We start from the raw sequence: 19,400 nt of genomic DNA on the forward strand, positions 1-19,400 counted from the left end.
GCCACGTACCGGGCGGACGATGGAGGGGAGCGGGCACGAACCGGTACCGATACGGAAGGGGTGTGGCACCCATGGCCGAGCACCCGGACAGTGCCCTGGTGCGCCGGGGTTACGAGGCATTCGGCAAGGGCGACATGGACTCCCTCGCCTCCCTGATGACGGCGGACTGCGCCTACCACTGCCCGGGGTCGAACCAGATCTCCGGGCACTTCAAGGGCCGGGACAACGTCCTCGGACTGTTCGCCAAGGTCTTCGAGCTGTCCGGTGGCAGCTTCCGCGCCGACCTCCAGGGCGTCTTCCCGGACGGGCGCGGGCACGTCATGGCCGTCCACAAGTGGTACGCCGAGCGCGGGGACCGCGGCATCGAGATGAGAGGCGGGCTGTTCTTCACGATGGTGGGCGGCAAGATCACCGACGTCGACGAGTGTGTCGAGGACATCGACGAGACGGACGCCTTCTGGGGCACCGCCGACTAGGCGGCTTCGGGTGCCGGGTCCGGCTCCGGTGCCGCCTCCGGCGCCGACGCCGGCCACTTCGCCGTGAAGGTCTCGCCGTTCGCCGGCACGCCCACGCCGCGCCAGGTGAACGGCACGCCCCGGGCCGTGTCCGGGTCCGGGCCGTCCATCAGCTGGAAGTGCAGGTGCGGCTCCGTGGAGTTGCCGGAGTTGCCGCAGCGGGCGATCCGCTGACCGGCGACGACCCGGTCCCCCGGGCGGACGGCGAGGGAGCCGCGCTGGAGGTGGGCGTAGGCCGCGTACGTACCGTCGCCGAGGTCGAGGACGAGGTGGTTGCCGACGACCCGGCGCGCGCCGCCCAGGGCGCGGCACACGCTCTCGAAGAGCAGCAGGTAGAGCAGCCCGGCGAGGGAGTTGCGGCTCAGGTGGTCGCGCTGCTCGTCCTCCGCGCGCACCACCGTGCCGTCGGCGACCGCGAGCAGCGGGGCGCCGAATGCCGGGAAGTCGCCGTTGCGCCGGGCGACCGGCCACAGCCAGGCGAACCCGGGCCGTGAGCGCCTCCCCTGCCCGCCCTGCCCCTCGGGTCCGCCGTGCCCCTCCGGCCTCGGTCACGATGTCGATGGCGTACGTCTGTCCGTACTGGTGCGTGCCATGGCTCGGCACCTTGTCGGCCGGGCTGTTCAGCGCGGACCAGGTGCCGGTCACGGGCGGGCCGACCTCGACCGGTGGCCCGGGGGCTCGGCGGCGGTACGGCGCTGCCGGCCGTGGCTGAGCGCGCCGCCGATGGCGACGGCCGCCAGCGCCGGCAGCCAGCCCAGCCAGTAGTTGTACGGCAGGTCGACGAAGGGCGAGACGATCGCCTGGACCAGGAAGACCGCCCACAGCAGGCGGACGGGTATCGCGGCGGACTTGCGTGCGGTCATACCGTTCCCCCGGTGTCTGCGGTGATCACGTGCGCGCGGTCGACAGCGCCACGAGCAGCGGCACCACGCGTCCCGGCGGGACCTCGTAGCGGCCCCGCCCGGCGGTGTGGAGCCAGCCCGCGCCGGTCAGTTGGCGCAGGTGGTGGTAGATCTGGCCGGTCGTGCCGATCTCCTCAAGCGCCGCCAGCTCGGCGGCGGTGCGCCGGCCGCCGAGGATCTCCCGCAGCAACCGCAGCCGGACCGGGTGCCCGAGCGCCGCGAACGGTTCGGCGGCCTCGGACCAGTCGTCGGCCATCTGGTGCGCGACGAGGGCGCCGTCCTGCCACTCGTACTGCTCGCCCGTCGGCAGCCGTACGGCTCCGGTGAACAGCACCCCGCCGTCCCCCGCACCGGCCTCCGCAAGCTGCGCCTTGAGCCCTTCCAGGGCCCAGAAGTCACCCTCGCCGACGGGCGATGCGGCACGGTCGCCGCTCTCCAGCGCCGCCATGCGCCGCTCCAGTTCCGCGACACGCTCCTCCAGCTCCATGACCAGAAGAATACGTAATTACGTAATGGCGTGCAACGGTCACACGACAGAGCCCCCGCCCGAACCGTGAGGTCCGGGCGGGGGCTCCGGCAGACGGACGCGTCAGGCGAGCAGGGCCGGGATGGTCCCCTCGTGCGCCGTACGCAGCTCGCTCAGCGGGATGGAGAACTCGCCCTGGACGTCGACCTCGTCGCCGTCCACGACACCGATGCGCGTCGCGGGCAGACCGCGCGCGCCGCACATGTCGGTGAAGCGGAGCTCCTCGCTGCGCGGGACGGCCACGACCGCACGGCCGGCCGACTCGCTGAAGAGGAACGTGAAGGCGTCCAGACCGTCCGGGACGACCAGGCGCGCGCCGTTGCCGCCGCGCAGGCAGGACTCGACGACCGCCTGCACGAGCCCGCCGTCGGACAGGTCGTGCGCCGCGTCGATCATGCCGTCGCGGGATGCGGCGATCAGGATCTCGCCGAGCAGCTTCTCCCGGTCCAGGTCGACCCTGGGCGGCAGGCCGCCCAGGTGGCCGTGGACCACCTCGGACCAGGCCGAGCCGCCGAACTCCTCCGCCGTCTCCCCGAGCAGGTAGAGCAGCTGGCCCTCTTCCGCGAAGGCGATCGGCGTACGGCGGTTCACATCGTCGATCACACCGAGGACGGCCACGACGGGCGTCGGGTGGATCGCCACGTCACCGGTCTGGTTGTACAGCGAGACGTTGCCGCCGGTCACCGGCGTCCCAAGCTGCAGGCAGCCGTCGGCCAGACCGCGCGTCGCCTCGGCGAACTGCCACATCACGGCCGGGTCCTCGGGCGAACCGAAGTTCAGGCAGTCGGAGATGGCGAGCGGCTTGGCACCGGAGGCGGCGACATTGCGGTACGCCTCCGCCAGCGCCAGCTGGGCACCCGTGTACGGGTCCAGCTTCGCGTACCGGCCGTTGCCGTCGGTGGCGATCGCCACGCCGAGGTTGGTCTCCTCGTCGATGCGGATCATGCCGGAGTCCTCGGGCTGGGCGAGGACCGTGTTGCCCTGCACGAAACGGTCGTACTGGTCGGTGACCCACGCCTTGGAGGCCTGGTTGGGGTGGGCGACCAGCTTCAGGACCTGCTCGCGCAGCTCCCGCGCCGACTGCGGCCGGGGCAGCTTGTTCGCGTCGTCGGCCTGGAGCGCGTCCTGCCACTCCGGGCGCTCGTACGGCCGGTGGTAGGTCGGGCCCTCGTGGGCGACGGTGCCGGGCGGCACGTCCACGATGAGCTCGCCGTGCCAGAAGATCTCCAGGTGGTCCCCGTCCGTGACCTCACCGATGACGGTGGCGGTCACGTCCCACTTCTCGCAGATCTCCATGAACCGGTCGACGTGCTGCGGCTCGACGATCGCGCACATGCGCTCCTGCGACTCGCTCATGAGGATCTCCTCGGGCGAGAGCGTCGCGTCGCGCAGCGGCACGGTGTCGAGCTCGACGCGCATACCGCCGGAGCCGGCGGACGCGAGCTCACTGGTCGCGCAGGACAGGCCCGCGCCACCGAGGTCCTGGATGCCCGCGACCAGCTTCTCCTTGAAGATCTCAAGGGTGCACTCGATGAGGAGCTTCTCCTGGAACGGGTCACCCACCTGGACGGCGGGCCGCTTGGTCGGCTTTGTGTCGTCGAAGGTCTCGGACGCGAGGACCGAGACGCCGCCGATGCCGTCGCCGCCGGTGCGGGCGCCGTACAGGATGACCTTGTTGCCGGGGCCGGACGCCTTGGCGAGGTGGATGTCCTCGTGCTTCATCACACCGATGCAGCCGGCGTTGACCAGCGGGTTGCCCTGGTAGCAGGAGTCGAAGACGACCTCGCCGCCGATGTTCGGCAGGCCCAGGCAGTTGCCGTAGCCGCCGATGCCCGCGACGACGCCCGGCAGGACGCGCTTGGTGTCGGGGTGGTCGGCCGCGCCGAACCGCAGCGGGTCCACGACCGCGACCGGGCGGGCGCCCATGGCGAGGATGTCGCGGACGATGCCGCCGACGCCGGTGGCCGCGCCCTGGTAGGGCTCGATGTAGCTGGGGTGGTTGTGCGACTCGACCTTGAAGGTCACCGCGTACCCCTGGCCGACGTCGACGACGCCGGCGTTCTCGCCGATGCCGACGAGCATCGCGTCGTTCTCCGGCACCTTCTCGCCGAACTGCTTCAGGTGGACCTTGCTGCTCTTGTACGAGCAGTGCTCGGACCACATGACGGAGTACATGGCGAGCTCGGCACCGGTCGGGCGCCGTCCGAGGATCTCCCGGATGCGCTCGTACTCGTCCCCCTTGAGGCCGAGCTCGGCCCAGGGCTGTTCGACGTCCGGGGTCTCGGCAGCGTGCTTGACGGTGTCGAGAGTCATGCGCTGACCAACTTCTTGAGGATCGAGGTGAAGAAACCGAGCCCGTCGGTACGGCCCGTACCGATCAGCGGCTCGATCGCGTGCTCGGGGTGCGGCATCAGCCCGACGACGTTGCCGGCGGCGTTGGTGATGCCGGCGATGTCGCGCAGCGAGCCGTTGGGGTTGCCGTCCAGGTAGCGGAAGGCGACCCGGCCCTCCGCCTCCAGCTCATCGAGGACCCGCTCGTCGGCGACGTACCGGCCGTCGATGTTCTTGAGCGGTACGGAGATCTCCTGGCCGGCTTCGTAGTCGGCGGTCCAGGCGGTCTCCGCGTTCTCCACGCGCAGCTTCTGGTCGCGGCAGATGAAGTGCAGGTGGTTGTTGCGCAGCATCGCGCCCGGCAGCAGGTGCGTTTCGGTCAGCACCTGGAAGCCATTGCAGATACCGAGGACCGGCATACCGGCCTTCGCCTGCTCGATGATCGTCTCCATCACGGGCGAGAACCGCGAGATGGCCCCGGCGCGCAGATAGTCGCCGTAGGAGAAACCGCCGGCGAGCACGACCGCGTCGACCTGCTTCAGGTCCTTGTCACGGTGCCACAGCGAAACGGGCTCGGCGCCCGCGAGCCGGGCGGCGCGCAGGGCGTCCCTGTCGTCGAGCGTCCCCGGGAAGGTGACGACTCCGATACGAGTGGTCACGACTCCACCTTTACGACGAAGTCCTCGATGACGGTGTTGGCGAGGAAGGTTTCGGCCATCTCGTGGATGCGGGCGAGGGCGGCGTCATCGACCGGCCCCTCCACATCCAGCTCGAAGCGCTTTCCCTGACGGACGTCCGCGATCCCCTCGAAACCGAGGCGGGGCAGTGCGCGCTGCACCGCCTGTCCCTGCGGGTCGAGGATCTCCGGCTTGAGCATGACGTCGACTACGACGCGTGCCACTGGCACTCCCGGTGGTGTGTTGCGTGGGCGGTTCCCTCAGCGTACCTGTCTCCAAATTCTACGCGGGTAGACATCTGGAGGACCCTACAAGTGCGCGTCGGTCATCCCGGAAGAACCCGTTGAGAACTCCACGGGAAAATCCCGGAAAAGAAACCTCCACAGCATTGCGGCGGACACGCTGATGCAATTGGCTGGGCTTCACATTGTGACGCCTTTAGCTGTACAAAGGAATACACAGGAAAGCGGCATTGCCGCCGCAACGGCGCGCAACAGTCCTCAACAGCCATAAGTCGGTGTCACCGCACGTCAAGGCGGCAACACCGCGCGAAAGGACCGATATCCGTGGCGCAGCGCGTAGTGGTCACGCTCTTCGACGACATCGACGGCGGAGAAGCGGCGGAAACGGTCATGTTCGGGCTCGACGGCACGATGTACGAGATTGACCTCAGCACCGCCAACGCGAAGAAACTGCGCAAGGCCCTCGCCCCGTACGTGGCGGCCGGCCGGAAGCGCTCCGGCAGCGCCACCGCCGCGAGATCGCGGGCGTCGTACACGCACACCGCCCTGGAGCCCGACCCGGCGGCCGTCCGCGCCTGGGCGCAGTCCAACAAGATGGACGTACCGGCGCGCGGACGCATCCCCAAGCGGGTCTACGAGGCGTTCCGCGAGGCGAGCTGACGGCGGTCCGAAGGACACCCCTCGGACGCCGAGTTGCGCGACACCCCCGGTGATCGGCTAGAGTCTGGATCACGCCGAGGGGCGAGGCCGGAAGGCCCCACCTCACGCAGCGTGCGGGTGTAGTTCAGTAGTAGAACATCCCCCTTCCAGGGGGAAGGCGCAGTGTGCGATTCCTGTCACCCGCTCTACATCACGTATCGATCAGGTACAGTGGTGTTCGCACCGCCCAGTGAGAGCTGAGCGGCAGCACTGCGGACGTGGCTCAGTTGGTAGAGCATCACCTTGCCAAGGTGAGGGTCGCGAGTTCGAATCTCGTCGTCCGCTCAGAGTGCGAAGGCCCCGATCATCACGATCGGGGCCTTCGGCGTTTCCCGTCGCTCCGACGTTCATCCCACGGACCCTCCGCTCCGTCCCCCACGTCGTCCACGGTCGTCCACCGCCCTTCTCGCGGCGCCTCAGGCGCGCTTCTCACCATGCCCCAGGCGAGTGGCCCTTCGCGGGCGCCCCGATGACATTTGTCATCGGGGATCGATGACAGCGCGTCCTGCCCCCGCGCGCCGGGCGGCGGAAGCCTGGAGCCATGACCGATGTGATCGAAGCGGAAGACGTCCGGCGCCGTTACGCCGGCGGCTTCGAGGCCGTGACCGGCATCACCTTCTCCGTCGGGCGCGGCGAGATCTTCGCCCTGCTCGGCACGAACGGCGCGGGGAAGACCTCCACCGTCGAGCTGCTGGAGGGCCTGGCCCGCCCCAGCGGCGGCCGGGTGCGGGTCCTCGGCCACGACCCGTACCGCGAACGGGCCGCCGTACGGCCCCGGATCGGCGTGATGCTCCAGGAGGGCGGCTTCCCCTCCGACCTGACCGTCACCGAGACCGTACGGATGTGGTCCGGGTGCACCAGCGGGGCCCGGCCGATCGGGGAGGCGCTGGAGATGGTGGGCCTGTCCGCCCGGGCCCGTGTGCGCGTCAAGCAGCTGTCGGGCGGTGAGCGGCGGCGACTGGACCTGGCGCTGGCCCTCCTGGGGCGGCCCGAGGTGGTGTTCCTGGACGAGCCGTCGACCGGGCTCGACGTGGAAGGGCGGCGCGACACCTGGGAGTTGGTGCGCGCGCTGCGCGAGGACGGTACGACCGTGCTGCTCACCACGCACTACCTGGAAGAGGCCGAGACGCTCGCCGACCGGCTGGCCATCATGCACGGGGGGCGCGTCGTGACGGCCGGCACCCCGGCCGAGGTGACGGCGACCCGGCCCGCCCGCATCCGCTTCGTCCTGCCCGACGGCATACCCGCCGGGCGGCTGCCGCTGTCGCTGCGGGCCGCCGAGTCGCCGGGGCGGCGGGTGGAGATCCGTACGCACGAACTGCAGGACGCCCTCGGTGAACTACTGGCGTGGGCGCGGGACAACGGCGTACGGCTGGAAGGGCTCGACGCCCGCTCGGCCTCCCTCGAAGAGGCGTTCCTCGACATCGCGCGGCAGACGGACAAGGCGGAGGTGTGACATGGCGACGACCGGTGTGACGGATGCCACCGACACGGCGGGTACGGCCGGTGCGGCGGCGCGGAAGGTGACGACCGGGGTGGCCGGGCGGATGGCGGCCCTGGGGCGGGCCGAGCTCACCCTTCTCGTACGGAACCGGTACGCCCTCTTCGTGGCGCTGCTCATGCCCCTGCTCATGGTCGGCGTCATACGCTCCTCGGTCGCCGGCGTCGGGCTCGAAGGAACCGGGATGAGCGTGGCCGAGGCGTCGCTGAGCGGTGGCATCGTGATGGCGCTGCTCCTCGTCGTGTACCTCAACCCGGTCTCCGCGTATGTGGCGCGGCGCGAGGAGCTGGTGCTGAAGCGGCTGCGTACGGGGGAGGTGTCGGACCGGGAGATCCTGGCCGGCACCGCGCTGCCCGCCGGCGTGCTGGGGGTGGCGCAGAGCGTGCTGATGGTGGTCGCCGGCGTGGCGTTCCTGGACGTGCGGGCCCCGGAGAGGCCCGAACTCCTCGTGGGGGGTGTGCTGCTGGGGCTGGTGCTGCTCGTGACGCTCGCGGCGGTGACGGCGGGCCTGACCCGCACCGTGGAGAGCGCCCAGATCACGACGATGCCGCTGTTCGTCGTCTCGTCGGCGGGCTCCGGCCTGTTCGTCCCGCTGGAGGTGTTCCCGGAGAAGATGGCCTCGTTGTGCGAACTGCTGCCGCTGACGGGCGTGATGACGCTCGTCCGGGCCGGCTGGCTCGGTGGGATCGAGCCGGGGGAAGCGGTGGGTGCCGTGACGACCACGCTGGCCTGGACGGTGATCTCGGTGTTTGCTGTGCAGCGGTGGTTCCGCTGGGAGCCGCGCCGCTGAGCCGGGGGGCGACCGGGGGAAGGTCGGGGCCGGTCGGGCTCGGCCGAGGTAAGTCGGGGGTGCCGAGGTGGAAGTGGGGGGCCGTGAAGTGAGGCTGACGGGCTGGTGGAGCCGGCGGAGCAACCCGGAGAAGGTCGAGCTCTACACCCGATGGTCCTACCACCTGTTCGCCCTGATCGAGGTCGCGTCGATAGGCCTCGGCGTACTCAGCCGATCGCCGCAGCCGCTCGGTGGATGGCTGCTCCTGCTGGTCACCGCGCACGCCGCGCTGGGCGGCGTGCTGGCCTCGCTCGCACTCGACTGGACCGTAGGGCGGCGGGCACGTCGCCCGTACCGGCTCATGGCGGTGCACGGCGGGGTGTCGGCCGTGATCGCCGCGGGGGCGCTCGCGCTGTACCGGTTCGGCGCGATGGACGACACGGGCGCGGCGGCGACCCTGACCACCGGAACCCTCGGTTTCGGCATCGCCGCGCTGGTGCTGGCCCTGCCGAAGGTGCGGCACATGCTGTACCTGGTGCTCGGCACGGCAGCCGGCACCGGGCTGGTGGGCCTCGCGCTGGGGCTGCCCCCCGTGCAGGCGGGCGCCTTCTCGGTCGGGGTCACGTTCGCCGGGGTGGGGCTCGCGTTCACCAGCGGCTTCTCGGCGTGGCTGCTGCGGTCGGTGTGGGAGCTGGACGCGGCTCGTGAGCTGCAGGCACGGCTCGCGGTGGCGGAGGAACGGCTCCGCTTCGGGCGCGACCTGCACGACGTGATGGGCCGCAACCTGTCCGTCATCGCGCTCAAGTCCGAGCTGGCGGTGCAGCTCGCCCGGCGCGGCCTGGCCGAGCGGGCGGTGGAGCAGATGGCGGAGGTGCAGCGGATCGCGCAGGACTCCCAGCGGGAGGTCCGGGACGTGGTGCGCGGTTACCGCGAGGCGGACCTGCACACCGAACTGGAGGGTGCGCGCGGCGTGTTGGCGGCGGCCGGCATCGCCTGCGCCGTCGAGTCCGCGGAGGCCGCCCTGCCGGCGCGCGTGCAGTCGGCGCTCGCGTGGGTGGTGCGGGAGGCCGCGACGAACGTGCTGCGGCACGGGGACGCCCGCCGCTGCACGGTGTCGGTGGGCAGGGAGGAGGGGTGTGCGGTGCTGGTCATCGAGAACGACGGGGTGTCGGGAGCCCCGGGCGGGGGCGCGCTGCCGGCCGGGACGGGGGCCGGCGGGGGATCGGGGCTGGCCGGGCTGCGGGAGCGCCTCGCCGCGCTGGACGGCACGCTGGAGGCGCGCCGGGTGAGCGGCGGGCGGTTCCGGGTGACGGCACGCGTACCGGTGTCGCCGGGGAGCCCTGCGGCTGCTGGGGCTGCGGCGGCTGCCGTGGCGCCTGCGACGTCTGCCGCGCCGCTGACGCCCGCCGAGCCCGTGGCACCCACCGCTCCTATGACGCCCGCCGAGCCTGAGACATCGGCCGCGCCCTCGACAGCTGCGGCAGCCGTGGCACCCGCCGCGCCCGTGCGGGCGTCCGGCCCGGAAGGAGCCCGGTGAACCCCCTGCGGGGCGGCCACGCCGGATGGGGCCCCGTGAGCCCCGTACACACGACCGCCCCGGAAGGAGCCCCGTGACCCCCGTACGCGTCCTGCTCGCCGACGACGAGCATCTGATCCGGGGCGCGCTCGCCGCGCTGCTGGCCCTGGAGGACGATCTCGTGGTCGTCGCCGAGGCGGCGTCCGGGCCCGAGGCGCTCGCCATGGCGCGGGCGCACCGGCCCGACGTGGCGGTGCTGGACCTCCGGATGCCGGGCGCGGACGGTGTGAAGGTCGCCACATCCCTCCGGGCCGAGCTCCCCGCGTGCCGCACCATGATCGTGACCAGCCATGGCCGCCCCGGGCACCTGAAGCGGGCGCTCGCGGCGGGCGTGCGCGGCTTCGTGCCGAAGACCGTCAGCGCCCAGCGGCTCGCCGAGATCATCCGCACCGTCCACGCCGGGAGCCGCTATGTGGACCCGGAGTTGGCGGCCGACGCGATCTCCGCCGGGAACTCACCGCTGACCGCGCGGGAGGCCGAGGTGCTGGAGCTGGCGGCGGACGGGGCGCCGATCGCGGAGATCGCCGAGCGGGCGTCGCTCTCCCCGGGGACCGTACGGAACTATCTGTCGTCGGCCGCTTCGAAGCTGGGTGCGGAGAACCGTCACACGGCAGTGCGTAGGGCACGCGAGCGAGGTTGGGTATAGTGGTTTCCGCGCTACGGCGCATGCGGACGTAGCTCAGTTGGTAGAGCGCAACCTTGCCAAGGTTGAGGTCGCGAGTTCGAGCCTCGTCGTCCGCTCGGAGATAAGCCCCCCGGCCGGTCGGCCGGGGGGCTTACGCGTGCTCAGGACCAGCTGGTGCCGGTCAGCCGCTCGTACGCCTCCACGTACTTGCCGCGGGTCGCGTCCACGACCTCCCGCGGGAGCGCAGGCGGCGGCTGCTCGCTGCGGCGGTCCCAGCCGGACGCCGGAGAGGTCAGCCAGTCACGGACGTACTGCTTGTCGTACGAGGGCTGGGCGTGCCCCGGCTCCCAGATGTCGGCGGGCCAGAAGCGGGACGAGTCCGGGGTCAGGACCTCGTCCGCGAGGCACAGGCCGTCGCCGTCGAAACCGAACTCGAACTTGGTGTCCGCCAGGATGATCCCCCGGTCCCGGGCGATGTCGCGGGCGCGGGAGTAGATCGCGAGCGTCGACTGGCGCAGCTGCGCGGCGGTCTCGGCCCCGACCTGGCGGGCCACCTCCTCGTACGACACGTTCTCGTCGTGATCGCCGACGGCCGCCTTGGTGGCGGGCGTGAAGATGGGGGCGGGGAGCTCGGAACCGTCGGTGAGACCCTCGGGGAGCGCGAGCCCGCAGACCGTACGCGACTCGAGGTACTCGGTGAGGCCGGAGCCCGTCAGGTACCCGCGCGCCACGCACTCCACGGGCACCATGCGCAGGGACTTGCAGATCAGCGTGCGGCCCGCCCAGTCCGCCGGGGCGTCCGCGGGCAGCTCCGTGGACAGGACATGGTTCGGGACCAGGTCGGCGAGCTGGTCGAACCACCACAGCGACAGCTGGGTGAGGACCCGGCCCTTGTCGGGGATCTCGGTGGGAAGCACCCAGTCGTAGGCGGAGATGCGGTCGCTGGCGACCATGACGAGGTCGCCCGCCTCGTTCCGGTACAGATCACGCACCTTTCCGGTGTGCAGATGCACCAGACCCGGCACCTCGACGGGCTCGGGCTTTTCGACGAATCCGGACACGGTTCCTCCCCGTGGTTCTGTACCGACGCACCGATTCTCCCGCATGCGGAGGCGCGGCCTCGGCCAGGGGGTTCAGGGGGTGTTTAGTCCCGTTTGCAGATGCGGTCCAGGAGGTTGGCCGTGGCGCGCTGGATACGGAGGTCGACATGACCCGGGCGGTCCAGAGCGGGAGACCAGGCGAAGGTGCCGGAGGCGAAGACGAGGGCGCCGGACGGGGCCCGGTACAGGGACGTCTCCTGGTGGCGGAGAGCACCCTCGGTGTCCTGGTAGGGGGAGTGGGCGAGCAGGATGCGGTGCTGGTGCTCGGGGAGGGCGGTGCGCGGGAAGTACCGGTCGGCCTCGCCGGCGACCATGCCCGGCAGTTCGTCGCCGTCACCGGCGCCGGTGGCGTCCCACAGCCAGTGGTCGGCGTTGCGGACGACCAGCGGCCGGGGCTCGGGGACCCGGCCCGCGTACTGGATGCCGAGCAGTTGCTGCTCGGGGCGGTCGACCTCCCGCCAGAGGGCGGGTTTGCCGGGGCCGCGGCGTTTTCGGCAGGTCAGGAGCCGGTCCGGGACACCGGAGGCGGACGGGCCGAGCTCGACCTGCCAGTACATGGTGTTGGCGGAGAGGAAGACGAGCGAGGTGCCGTGGTCGCGGGCGAGCTCCACCGTGCGCCGCATGGGGACGGACCAGTACTCGTCGTGGCCCGGGAAGATCAGGCCGCGGTAGCGGGTCGGGTCGACGCGGCCGGCGTGCAGGTCGCGGGCGTCGGCGTAGGCGAGGTCGTAGCCGTACCGCTCGGCCCAGCGGATGAAGTCGTACGCGTGGCCCACGTGCAGCGGAAGCCCGGCGCCGGCGTACGGACGGTCGAAGGAGACCGTGGTCGCGGCGTCCTCCTCGCCGAGCAGACGGCCCTCCTCGTCCCAGGCGTGGTAGAGGCTGGCGCCGGTGCGGCCGTCCTCCGGGTAGAGGTTGTAGGCCTGCCAGGTGATGTCCGGCAGCAGGAGCAGAAGGTCGGCGGGGTGCTGGTCGCGGACCGTGAAGGGGATGTGGGAGCGGTAGCCGTCGGCGGTGGTCAGGACCGCGACGTACGCGCCGATCGACCAGTACGACGGGACCTGGAGCCGCCAGGAGAGCCACCAGTGGTGGCAGGAGACGGTGCGGTCGGCGGTGAGCGGGGGCGGCTGGACGATGCCGGAGAGCCGCGGGCTCGTCGTGATCTTGGACGCGCCGTCGCCGGCGTAGTGACCGATCCGGTAGATGTCGACCGAGAACTGCTGGGGCGGGTCCACGGTGATGTGGAAGTCGATCGCCTCGCCGGGTGCGACGGCGCCGGTGGAGGCGAAGCCCTTGATCTGGCGGTGCACGTCGTCGGCGGAGCGCGGGCCGCCGTGGCCGCCGCGCGCCAGGGCCGGGTCGGCGTACCAGGGCACGACCTGGCCGGTGTCGTCGAAGTAGTGCTCACTGCCGCGCAGCCAGGGCAGTGGGCCCTGTCCGAACGGGTCGGTCACGGCGTGGGCGAGCGCACCCGATTCCCACCGCCGAATCTGTTCCGCCCCCATCGTGCGCCCCTCCCTCGAGCCCCCGTGCTTGCGTGCGCCGCTCGTGCGGCGACTGTCAGTGCCGGTCCCCAGCACATCACATAACGCACGCAGTCCGTCACCGTTCGTCGTTAATTGGCGGGAACGGAAGGTCGGGTTCCGGCGGCATTTCGGTCCTACCACGCCGTACCGGGTGGTGCGGCGCCTCCGGCGGTGCCCGTACCCGGTGACCGTCTCGGCTGACCGGCGCGGGTCAGCCGAGACGGACGGGCTTCTCCGGGCGTACGCCGACGGCGGCGAGCCAGGCGCGCAGCGGCTCGGGGTCGGCGTCCTCGATGAGGGTCAGGACGGGTCCGGCGAGGTCGGCCCGCCGCTTGCCGTCGACGAGCAGGGCGGGCCCGTCGAGCCAGTCCAGCCCGGGGGCGGCGCCGGCCGTGTCGACGGCGGCGCAGCAGACCATGGCGGTGACGTGGTCGACGAGCAGGTCCCGGCCGGTGCGCGGCGGCTGGAGCGGGAAGAGGGGCAGCTGGTCGGCCCCCAGCCCGACGAGCCCGAGGTCCACGCCGTGGGCGGGCGGGGGCGCGGGGGCCACAGGGGCCTCGACCACGGTGGCCGCGGCGGGGAGCGGGGCGCGCGCGGGTGCGGGCGGCGCCGGGGCGGCGGCCGGGGCCGAGGGTGCGGACGGGGCCGGGGCGGCGCCGTGCGGGTCGTCCTGCGGGTCGACGTGCGGCTCGGATGCGTCCGGGGAGGTACGGGGCGCCTCGGCACCGGCGGCGGCCCCGGCGGGGCTCTGGGCGCCCTGCGCGATCGGGGCGGGTGCGGTCGGATCGGCGGGCCCGGCGAGATCGGCGGCCGGTGTGGAGGGCTGTGCGGCGGGCTGCGGGGCCGTATCGGCGACCGGGCCGGGGTTGGGGACGGAATCGGGGCCGGGGACGGGGCCGGGGACGGGGCCGGACGGCGAACCGCGGTCGGAATCCGGCCACGGGGCGGGCCGGGGCGGCGTCGTCTCGTCGGCGGCGAGGGTCGCGGTGATCGCTTCCGCCAGGGGGTCGACGCTCTCCGGCGTCGCCAGGTGGTCGAGGACACGCGCCAGCGTGGGTTCGGCACCACCGCGCCGGACCCCGAGCCGGTCCAGGACCCGATGGAGGCGGGCGGCCTCGGTGCGCCATTTGCGGTCGACGACCTCGTCCGGGTACTGCTGCCAGTCCACCGGGGCCCAGTCGGGGCCCACCCGCGCCGGGCCGCCGTGGAAGAGACGCGCGGCGAGCAGCGAGGCGGCCTCGTCGACGAGCCCGGGCTCCTCCAGCAGGTCGCACGCGGGCCGCTCGCCCAACCGGGACGTGAAGCCCTCGGCCAGCCGGTCGCGCCGCGACAGCTCCGTCAGCGCCGAGACCACGCCCGCGTCGAGCCGGGACGGCCAGCGGCCCATCCGCCAGGCGGGCAGCGCCACCCGCGTCAGCAGCCGGTCCCAGCCCGCGTAGGCAAGCCCGACCTGCTCCTGGGCGACGATCCGCAGCCCGTAGTCCACGCCCTGCGCGCGCTCCGAGGCGGCCGCCGCGACACCCCGCTCCATCTCCGCGACGTGCGCCTGGCAGCCCCGCAGCAGTGCCCGGGAAACCACTCCGACGAACCGTGCCCCCAGGCGCCGTACCGGATCGAGCCCCGGACGCCCCGCGACGGCGACCGCCGCGTCCAGCCCCCGGACGAAACGCCGCGCCGCCGCTATGTCGGGATGCGCCGAAGGACCTGTGCCCGCGACGACCGGCGCGAGCACCGCGCGCAGCTCGCCCACCCGCATCCACCACAGGAACGGCGAGCCGATGACCAGGACGGGCGCGGTGTCCGAGCGGTGCGCGCCCGGTATGCCGTGCGCCGGATGCGTACGGTCCTCGAGCCAGCTGTCACAGTCGGGGGTCAGCGCTATGGCGGAGGGAACGGGCACGTCCAGCCGCCCCGCCAGGTCCTCGACCAGCCGGTACAGGTCGGGCGCCGACTCCTGGGCGATCTGCACCGTCGGGCTCAGTGCGGGTCTCGCCCGGGCGATCACGGCGGCGACGGCCGCCGCGGCGAGCAGCACGACCACCGCGAGACCGGTGACCGTCCAGCGCGCGGTGTCCCAGCCGTCTGCGACCAGGTGTCCGGTGGCGCCGCCGGCCCACAGCACGACGGCGAGGGCGGCGGGCAGCAGCGCGATCGCCGCCGCCCTTCCGCGGACCCGCAGCACGGCGAGCGCACGGGCCCGTGCGGCCCGCGCACCCCGCTCCTCACCCATTCCGGCATCGGACATGGCCGTACGTCACCCCCTCCTGCCTGCAGCGGACTGCCTCGTGGTGGCGTTGCTCACTCCCCCACTGTGGCACCCGCCACTGACATCGCAATGTCGGTGGGCCAAGTGCCGGAACGCCTGCGCGGCACCCTAGTTGGGGTACCGGCAGGCGTCATCCGGATGGCGCAGCCGTCACTCGATGGAATGGCTTTGGGTAAAGGTGCTGACGGCTCAGCGGTCCTCGGGGTTCACTCCCCGGCCCGGGGTCCGGCGGCCTCGCGGGCGATGTCCGTACGGTGCTGGGAGCCCTCCAGCCGGATGCGCCCGACCGCCGCGTACGCCCGCTCCCGGGCCTGCGCGAGGTCCTCGCCGGTCGCGGTGACCGACAGGACCCGGCCACCGGCGCTCACGATCGCGTCGCCGTCCCGCCTGGTCCCGGCGTGCAGGACGTACGCGTGCGGCGCGTCCTGTGCCGCCACCTCGCCCAGGCCTTCGATCACGTCGCCGGTACGGGGGGTGTCGGGGTAGTTGTGCGAGGCGACGACCACGGTGACGGCGGCGTCGTCGCTCCAGTTCAGCGGCGGCTCGCTGTCGAGGGTGCCCTTGGCGGCGTTCAGCAGGACGCCGGCCAGCGGCGTCCTGAGCCGGGCGAGGACGACCTGCGTCTCGGGGTCGCCGAAGCGGGCGTTGAACTCGATGACCCGTACGCCGCGCGACGTGATCGCCAGACCCGCGTACAGCAGGCCCGCGAACGGCGTGCCCCGGCGGCGCAGCTCGTCGACCGTGGGCTGGAGGACGGTCGCCATGACCTCGTCGACCAGCTTGGGGTCGGCCCAGGGCAGCGGGGAGTAGGCGCCCATGCCGCCGGTGTTCGGGCCCTCGTCGCCGTCGAGGGCGCGCTTGAAGTCCTGCGCGGGGGTGAGCGGCAGCACCGTACGGCCGTCGGTGATCGCGAAGAGGGAGACCTCGGGGCCGTCCAGGTACTCCTCGATGACCACGCGGTCGCAGGAGCGCGCATGGGCGCGGGCCTGCTCGATGTCGCTCGTGACGACGACACCCTTGCCGGCCGCGAGACCGTCGTCCTTGACGACGTACGGAGCGCCGAAGGCGTCCAGCGCCCGGTCGATCTCCTCGGGGGTGGCGCAGACGTACGAACGGGCCGTGGGCACGCCCGCGGCGGCCATCACGTCCTTGGCGAACGCCTTGGAGCCCTCCAGCCGCGCCGCCTGCTCGGAGGGACCGAAGCAGGGGATGCCGGCCGCGCGTACGGCGTCGGCGACCCCGGCGACGAGCGGCGCCTCCGGGCCGACGACGACGAGGTCGGCCTGAAGGTCCGCGGCGAGGCGGGCCACGGCGGCGCCGTCGAGGGCGTCCACCTGATGAAGCTCGGCGACCTCCGCGATTCCGGCGTTGCCGGGCGCGCAGTGCAGAGCGGTGACGTCGGGATCGAGGGAGAGGGAGCGGCACAGGGCGTGTTCGCGGGCGCCGCCGCCGATGACGAGGACCTTCACGCCAGCCAGGGTAGCCCGCGCGGGTGGGTGCCCCTTGTGCGGGATGCCGAGCGGGCCGCTCCTACTCGTTCGTATATTCCTCCACCACGGTGGCCCCGAGCTCGCGGACGATCAGCTCGTGGCCGGAGAGCGCGGAGTCGACGAGGTCGGGGTCGTCGTCCTCCGGCATGTCGTCCTCGGGCGCGACCGGCCGCGGCGCGGCGGCGCGCGGCGGCTGCGGCGCGGGGGGGTGGGCGCCCTGCGGGCGTGCCTGGGACGGCGCGGGGGCGGGCGCGGACTGCGGCTGGGGAGCCTGCTGTACGGGCCGGGGGGCGCCCGCCTGCGGTGCGGGCGCCTGGGGCGGACGTCCGCCGTAACCGCCGCCACCGCCGGGCGGTGACGGGGGCGCGGAGCCGCCCGACGGATCGACGATCGCCTCGATCTTCCAGTTGAGGTTGAACTGCTCGGCCAGTGCCTGCTTGAGGACGTCCTCACTGCCGCTGCTCGCGAAGTTGTCGCGGGCGCCGGCGTTGAGGAAGCCGAGCTGGAGGGTGGTGCCGTCGAAGCCGGCCACCTGCGCGTTCTGGCTGAGCAGGATCCAGGTGAAGCGGCGGCGGTTCTTGACGGCTTCCAGGATGTCCGGCCACATGTTCCGCACCTGGGCGGCGCCCTGGGCCATGCCGGGTGCGCCGGCCGCGGGCTGGGCCGGCTGGGAGGCCTGGGGCTGGGCGGTCTGCGGTGCCGGGTGCTGGGGCGCGGCGGACCGGGCGCCGGGGGCCTGGGCCCCGCCCGAGCCGGGTGCCGAAGCCGTGGGCCAGGCCCCGGGCCGGGGGGCGCTCGGGGATCCGGCGCTCTGGGATCCGGGCGCGGCGGCGGAGGGCCAGGCTCCGGGGCGCGGACCGGCGGGCGCGGGCGGGGCGGGCGGCTCGGGCTCGGGCGCCGGGACCGGGGCGGGGGCCGGGGCGGGGGCCGGGGCAGGGGCCTGGGCGGGAGCCGGCGCCGGGGCGGGGGGAGGCTGCTCGGCCCCGGGGCCCCGTACCGCCGCGCGGGCAGCGGCGGGCCCGCCACCCGGTGCCACCTGTGCCGCGGCGGGCGGCATCTGCACATGGGCCTCGGGCCCGGGCACGTACCCCATGGCGGGTCCCTGGCCGGTCGCCTGGAAGGAGGCGGCCTGCACGACGGAGCCGCGCTCCAGCCGGTCCAGCCGGGCGAGCAGCGACCGCTCGTCGCCGAACGCGGCCGGCAGCAGCACGCGCGCGCAGATCAGCTCCAGCTGCAGCCGGGGCGATGTGGCACCGCGCATCTCGGTCAGCCCGGTGTTGACGATGTCGGCGGCCCGGCTGAGCTCGGCGGCCCCGAACACGGACGCCTGGGCCTGCATACGCTCGACGACATCGGCGGGCCCGTCGATGAGGCCCTTCTCGGCGGCGTCCGGCACGGCGGCGAGGATCACCAGGTCACGCAGGCGCTCCAGGAGATCGGCGACGAATCGCCGCGGGTCGGCGCCGCCCTCGATGACCCGGTCCACGACCTCGAACGTGGCAGCCCCGTCCCCGGAGGCGAACGCGTCCACGACGGAGTCCAGCAGCGACGCGTCCGTGTAGCCGAGGAGGGACGTCGCCATGGCGTACGTCACACCGTCCTCGGCGGCGCTCGCCAGCAGCTGGTCCATGACGGACATCGAGTCACGCACCGACCCGGCTCCCGCCCGTACGACCAGGGGCAGCACCCCGTCCGCGACCGGGATCTGCTCCTTGGCGCACACCTCGGCGAGGTAGTCCCGCAGCGTGCCGGGCGGCACGAGCCGGAACGGATAGTGGTGCGTACGCGACCGGATCGTCCCGATGACCTTCTCGGGCTCGGTCGTCGCGAAGATGAACTTGAGGTGCTCCGGCGGCTCCTCGACCACCTTCAGCAGGGCGTTGAAGCCCGCCGAGGTGACCATGTGCGCCTCGTCGATGATGTAGATCTTGTACCGGCTGCTCGCCGGCCCGAAGAACGCCTTTTCCCGCAGGTCACGGGCGTCGTCCACGCCACCGTGCGACGCGGCGTCGATCTCGATGACATCGATCGACCCCGGTCCGTTCCGCGCGAGGTCCTGGCAGGACTGGCACTCACCGCAGGGCGTGGGCGTGGGTCCCTGCTCACAGTTCAGGCAGCGGGCGAGGATGCGGGCGCTGGTCGTCTTGCCACAGCCGCGCGGCCCGCTGAACAGGTACGCGTGGTTGACCCGGTTGTTCCGCAGGGCCTGCTGCAACGGGTCGGTGACATGCTCCTGCCCGATGACCTCGGCGAAGGACTCGGGACGATAGCGGCGGTACAGCGCAAGGGACGACACGCTTACGACGATATCGGGCCGCACCGACAATCGACGGGCCCGAGTCCGGCCCCCTCCCCCGCACGCAAACGCCCCTCACGCACCCGCCAGAGCCGACCTACCCTTGCTGCCTTCCGGCCCTGGGGGAGTTCAGTCAGATAGCGCCACGTGAGGGGCTGCGGCCAGGGTACCCGATGTCGGGGGTGGGGAACGAGTTCGCGAGCACTCCTCAACGTCTTGTATTGTTTGCGGCGGAGGATTCGCCTAGAGGCCTAGGGCGCACGCTTGGAAAGCGTGTTGGGGGCAACCCCTCACGAGTTCGAATCTCGTATCCTCCGCCAGTGCCTCACCGGGCACGATGTCGAAGGGCCCCACCGTTC

The 19,400-nt window shown here is 72.7% G+C and carries 15 protein-coding genes, 4 tRNA genes, 1 other RNA gene and 1 pseudogene; 10 read left to right on the plus strand and 11 right to left on the minus strand.

Annotated elements, in window-relative coordinates; genetic code table 11:
• Window positions 1-71 precede the first annotated feature (71 nt).
• Window positions 72-476 carry a nuclear transport factor 2 family protein gene (locus ABZZ38_RS24485; protein WP_356743574.1) on the plus strand — a complete coding sequence of 135 codons (405 nt, stop codon included), beginning with the start codon at window positions 72-74 and terminating at the stop codon, window positions 474-476.
• Here the strand turns inward: ABZZ38_RS24485 and ABZZ38_RS24490 are convergent.
• From ABZZ38_RS24490 to purS, 5 genes and pseudogenes are all read right to left on the minus strand, one after another.
• A pseudogene (locus tag ABZZ38_RS24490) lies at window positions 473-1,378 on the minus strand (M23 family metallopeptidase). The gene ABZZ38_RS24485 and the pseudogene ABZZ38_RS24490 sit on opposite strands and share 4 nt — an antisense overlap.
• Window positions 1,379-1,403: 25 nt before the next feature.
• Window positions 1,404-1,904: a winged helix-turn-helix domain-containing protein gene (locus ABZZ38_RS24495; protein WP_356743576.1), complete on the minus strand. Its 501-nt coding sequence runs from the start codon at window positions 1,902-1,904 to the stop codon at window positions 1,404-1,406.
• 102 nt (window positions 1,905-2,006) lie between these two features.
• Entirely contained in the window at window positions 2,007-4,256 is a 2,250-nt protein-coding gene (gene purL / locus ABZZ38_RS24500) for a phosphoribosylformylglycinamidine synthase subunit PurL (RefSeq protein ID WP_356743578.1), read from the minus strand.
• Window positions 4,253-4,933 (minus strand): phosphoribosylformylglycinamidine synthase subunit PurQ, encoded by a 681-nt coding sequence (gene purQ / locus ABZZ38_RS24505; RefSeq protein WP_356743580.1) that lies wholly within the window; start codon window positions 4,931-4,933, stop codon window positions 4,253-4,255. Before purQ ends, purL begins: the two co-directional genes overlap by 4 nt.
• Complete coding sequence (purS, locus tag ABZZ38_RS24510) at window positions 4,930-5,175, minus strand: phosphoribosylformylglycinamidine synthase subunit PurS (protein WP_073756364.1); 246 nt, start codon at window positions 5,173-5,175, stop codon at window positions 4,930-4,932. Before purS ends, purQ begins: the two co-directional genes overlap by 4 nt.
• Window positions 5,176-5,517: 342 nt before the next feature.
• Here purS and ABZZ38_RS24515 point away from each other — a divergent pair, with 342 nt between their 5' ends.
• The 8 genes from ABZZ38_RS24515 (at window position 5,518) to ABZZ38_RS24550 (ending at window position 10,479) form a co-directional block, all read left to right on the plus strand.
• Window positions 5,518-5,853: an Lsr2 family protein gene (locus ABZZ38_RS24515; protein WP_356743582.1), complete on the plus strand. Its 336-nt coding sequence runs from the start codon at window positions 5,518-5,520 to the stop codon at window positions 5,851-5,853.
• 113 nt (window positions 5,854-5,966) lie between these two features.
• Window positions 5,967-6,038, plus strand: a tRNA-Gly gene (locus tag ABZZ38_RS24520).
• Between the two features lie 66 nt (window positions 6,039-6,104).
• A tRNA-Gly gene (locus ABZZ38_RS24525) sits at window positions 6,105-6,177 on the plus strand.
• A gap of 256 nt (window positions 6,178-6,433) precedes the next feature.
• On the plus strand, window positions 6,434-7,348 hold the full coding sequence (locus ABZZ38_RS24530; protein ID WP_356743584.1) for an ABC transporter ATP-binding protein: 915 nt from the start codon (window positions 6,434-6,436) through the stop codon (window positions 7,346-7,348).
• A gap of 91 nt (window positions 7,349-7,439) precedes the next feature.
• Window positions 7,440-8,183, plus strand: a complete 744-nt coding sequence (locus tag ABZZ38_RS24535) for an ABC transporter permease (protein WP_356743604.1) — start codon at window positions 7,440-7,442, stop codon at window positions 8,181-8,183.
• A gap of 88 nt (window positions 8,184-8,271) precedes the next feature.
• Complete coding sequence (locus ABZZ38_RS24540; protein WP_356743586.1) at window positions 8,272-9,699, plus strand: histidine kinase; 1,428 nt, start codon at window positions 8,272-8,274, stop codon at window positions 9,697-9,699.
• Window positions 9,700-9,724: 25 nt separating this feature from the next.
• Window positions 9,725-10,384, plus strand: a complete 660-nt coding sequence (locus ABZZ38_RS24545; protein ID WP_356743588.1) for a response regulator transcription factor — start codon at window positions 9,725-9,727, stop codon at window positions 10,382-10,384.
• A gap of 22 nt (window positions 10,385-10,406) precedes the next feature.
• A tRNA-Gly gene (locus tag ABZZ38_RS24550) sits at window positions 10,407-10,479 on the plus strand.
• A gap of 45 nt (window positions 10,480-10,524) precedes the next feature.
• On the opposite strand, the gene ABZZ38_RS24555 is transcribed toward ABZZ38_RS24550, so the two are convergent.
• The 6 genes from ABZZ38_RS24555 to ffs all read right to left on the minus strand — a co-directional run bounded on the left by ABZZ38_RS24555 (window position 10,525) and on the right by ffs (window position 19,201).
• Window positions 10,525-11,424, minus strand: a complete 900-nt coding sequence (locus ABZZ38_RS24555) for a phosphoribosylaminoimidazolesuccinocarboxamide synthase (protein ID WP_356743590.1) — start codon at window positions 11,422-11,424, stop codon at window positions 10,525-10,527.
• A gap of 83 nt (window positions 11,425-11,507) precedes the next feature.
• A complete protein-coding gene (locus ABZZ38_RS24560) occupies window positions 11,508-12,968 on the minus strand; it encodes a N,N-dimethylformamidase beta subunit family domain-containing protein (protein ID WP_356743592.1) in 1,461 nt (486 codons plus the stop codon).
• A 232-nt stretch (window positions 12,969-13,200) separates the two neighbouring features.
• The gene (locus ABZZ38_RS24565) at window positions 13,201-15,234 is read right to left on the minus strand and encodes a hypothetical protein (protein WP_356743594.1); all 2,034 of its coding nucleotides are present in this window, start codon (window positions 15,232-15,234) and stop codon (window positions 13,201-13,203) included.
• Between the two features lie 227 nt (window positions 15,235-15,461).
• Window positions 15,462-16,724: a phosphoribosylamine--glycine ligase gene (gene purD / locus ABZZ38_RS24570; RefSeq protein WP_356743596.1), complete on the minus strand. Its 1,263-nt coding sequence runs from the start codon at window positions 16,722-16,724 to the stop codon at window positions 15,462-15,464.
• Window positions 16,725-16,785: 61 nt separating this feature from the next.
• The gene (locus ABZZ38_RS24575; protein ID WP_356743598.1) at window positions 16,786-19,041 is read right to left on the minus strand and encodes a DNA polymerase III subunit gamma and tau; all 2,256 of its coding nucleotides are present in this window, start codon (window positions 19,039-19,041) and stop codon (window positions 16,786-16,788) included.
• Window positions 19,042-19,104: 63 nt separating this feature from the next.
• An RNA gene (ffs, locus tag ABZZ38_RS24580) (signal recognition particle sRNA small type) lies at window positions 19,105-19,201 on the minus strand.
• A 72-nt stretch (window positions 19,202-19,273) separates the two neighbouring features.
• Between ffs and ABZZ38_RS24585 the strand changes: the two genes are divergently transcribed.
• Window positions 19,274-19,361, plus strand: a tRNA-Ser gene (locus ABZZ38_RS24585).
• Window positions 19,362-19,400: the final 39 nt, after the last annotated feature.

The sequence above is a fragment of the Streptomyces sp. NPDC006368 genome, assembly GCF_040612535.1.
Classification (GTDB): Bacteria; Actinomycetota; Actinomycetes; order Streptomycetales; family Streptomycetaceae; genus Streptomyces.

Bases quoted from the DNA above. Each gene is read 5' to 3' on its own strand.
- ABZZ38_RS24560 (WP_356743592.1), bottom strand. From the start codon at position 12,968: ATGGGGGCGGAACAGATTCGGCGGTGGGAATCGGGTGCGCTCGCCCAC.
- ABZZ38_RS24530 (WP_356743584.1), top strand. From the start codon at position 6,434: ATGACCGATGTGATCGAAGCGGAAGACGTCCGGCGCCGTTACGCCGGC.
- ABZZ38_RS24495 (WP_356743576.1), bottom strand. From the start codon at position 1,904: ATGGAGCTGGAGGAGCGTGTCGCGGAACTGGAGCGGCGCATGGCGGCG.
- ABZZ38_RS24545 (WP_356743588.1), top strand. From the start codon at position 9,725: ATGGGGCCCCGTGAGCCCCGTACACACGACCGCCCCGGAAGGAGCCCC.
- ABZZ38_RS24485 (WP_356743574.1), top strand. From the start codon at position 72: ATGGCCGAGCACCCGGACAGTGCCCTGGTGCGCCGGGGTTACGAGGCA.
- ABZZ38_RS24535 (WP_356743604.1), top strand. From the start codon at position 7,440: ATGGCGGCCCTGGGGCGGGCCGAGCTCACCCTTCTCGTACGGAACCGG.
- purL (WP_356743578.1), bottom strand. From the start codon at position 4,256: ATGACTCTCGACACCGTCAAGCACGCTGCCGAGACCCCGGACGTCGAA.
- ABZZ38_RS24565 (WP_356743594.1), bottom strand. From the start codon at position 15,234: ATGTCCGATGCCGGAATGGGTGAGGAGCGGGGTGCGCGGGCCGCACGG.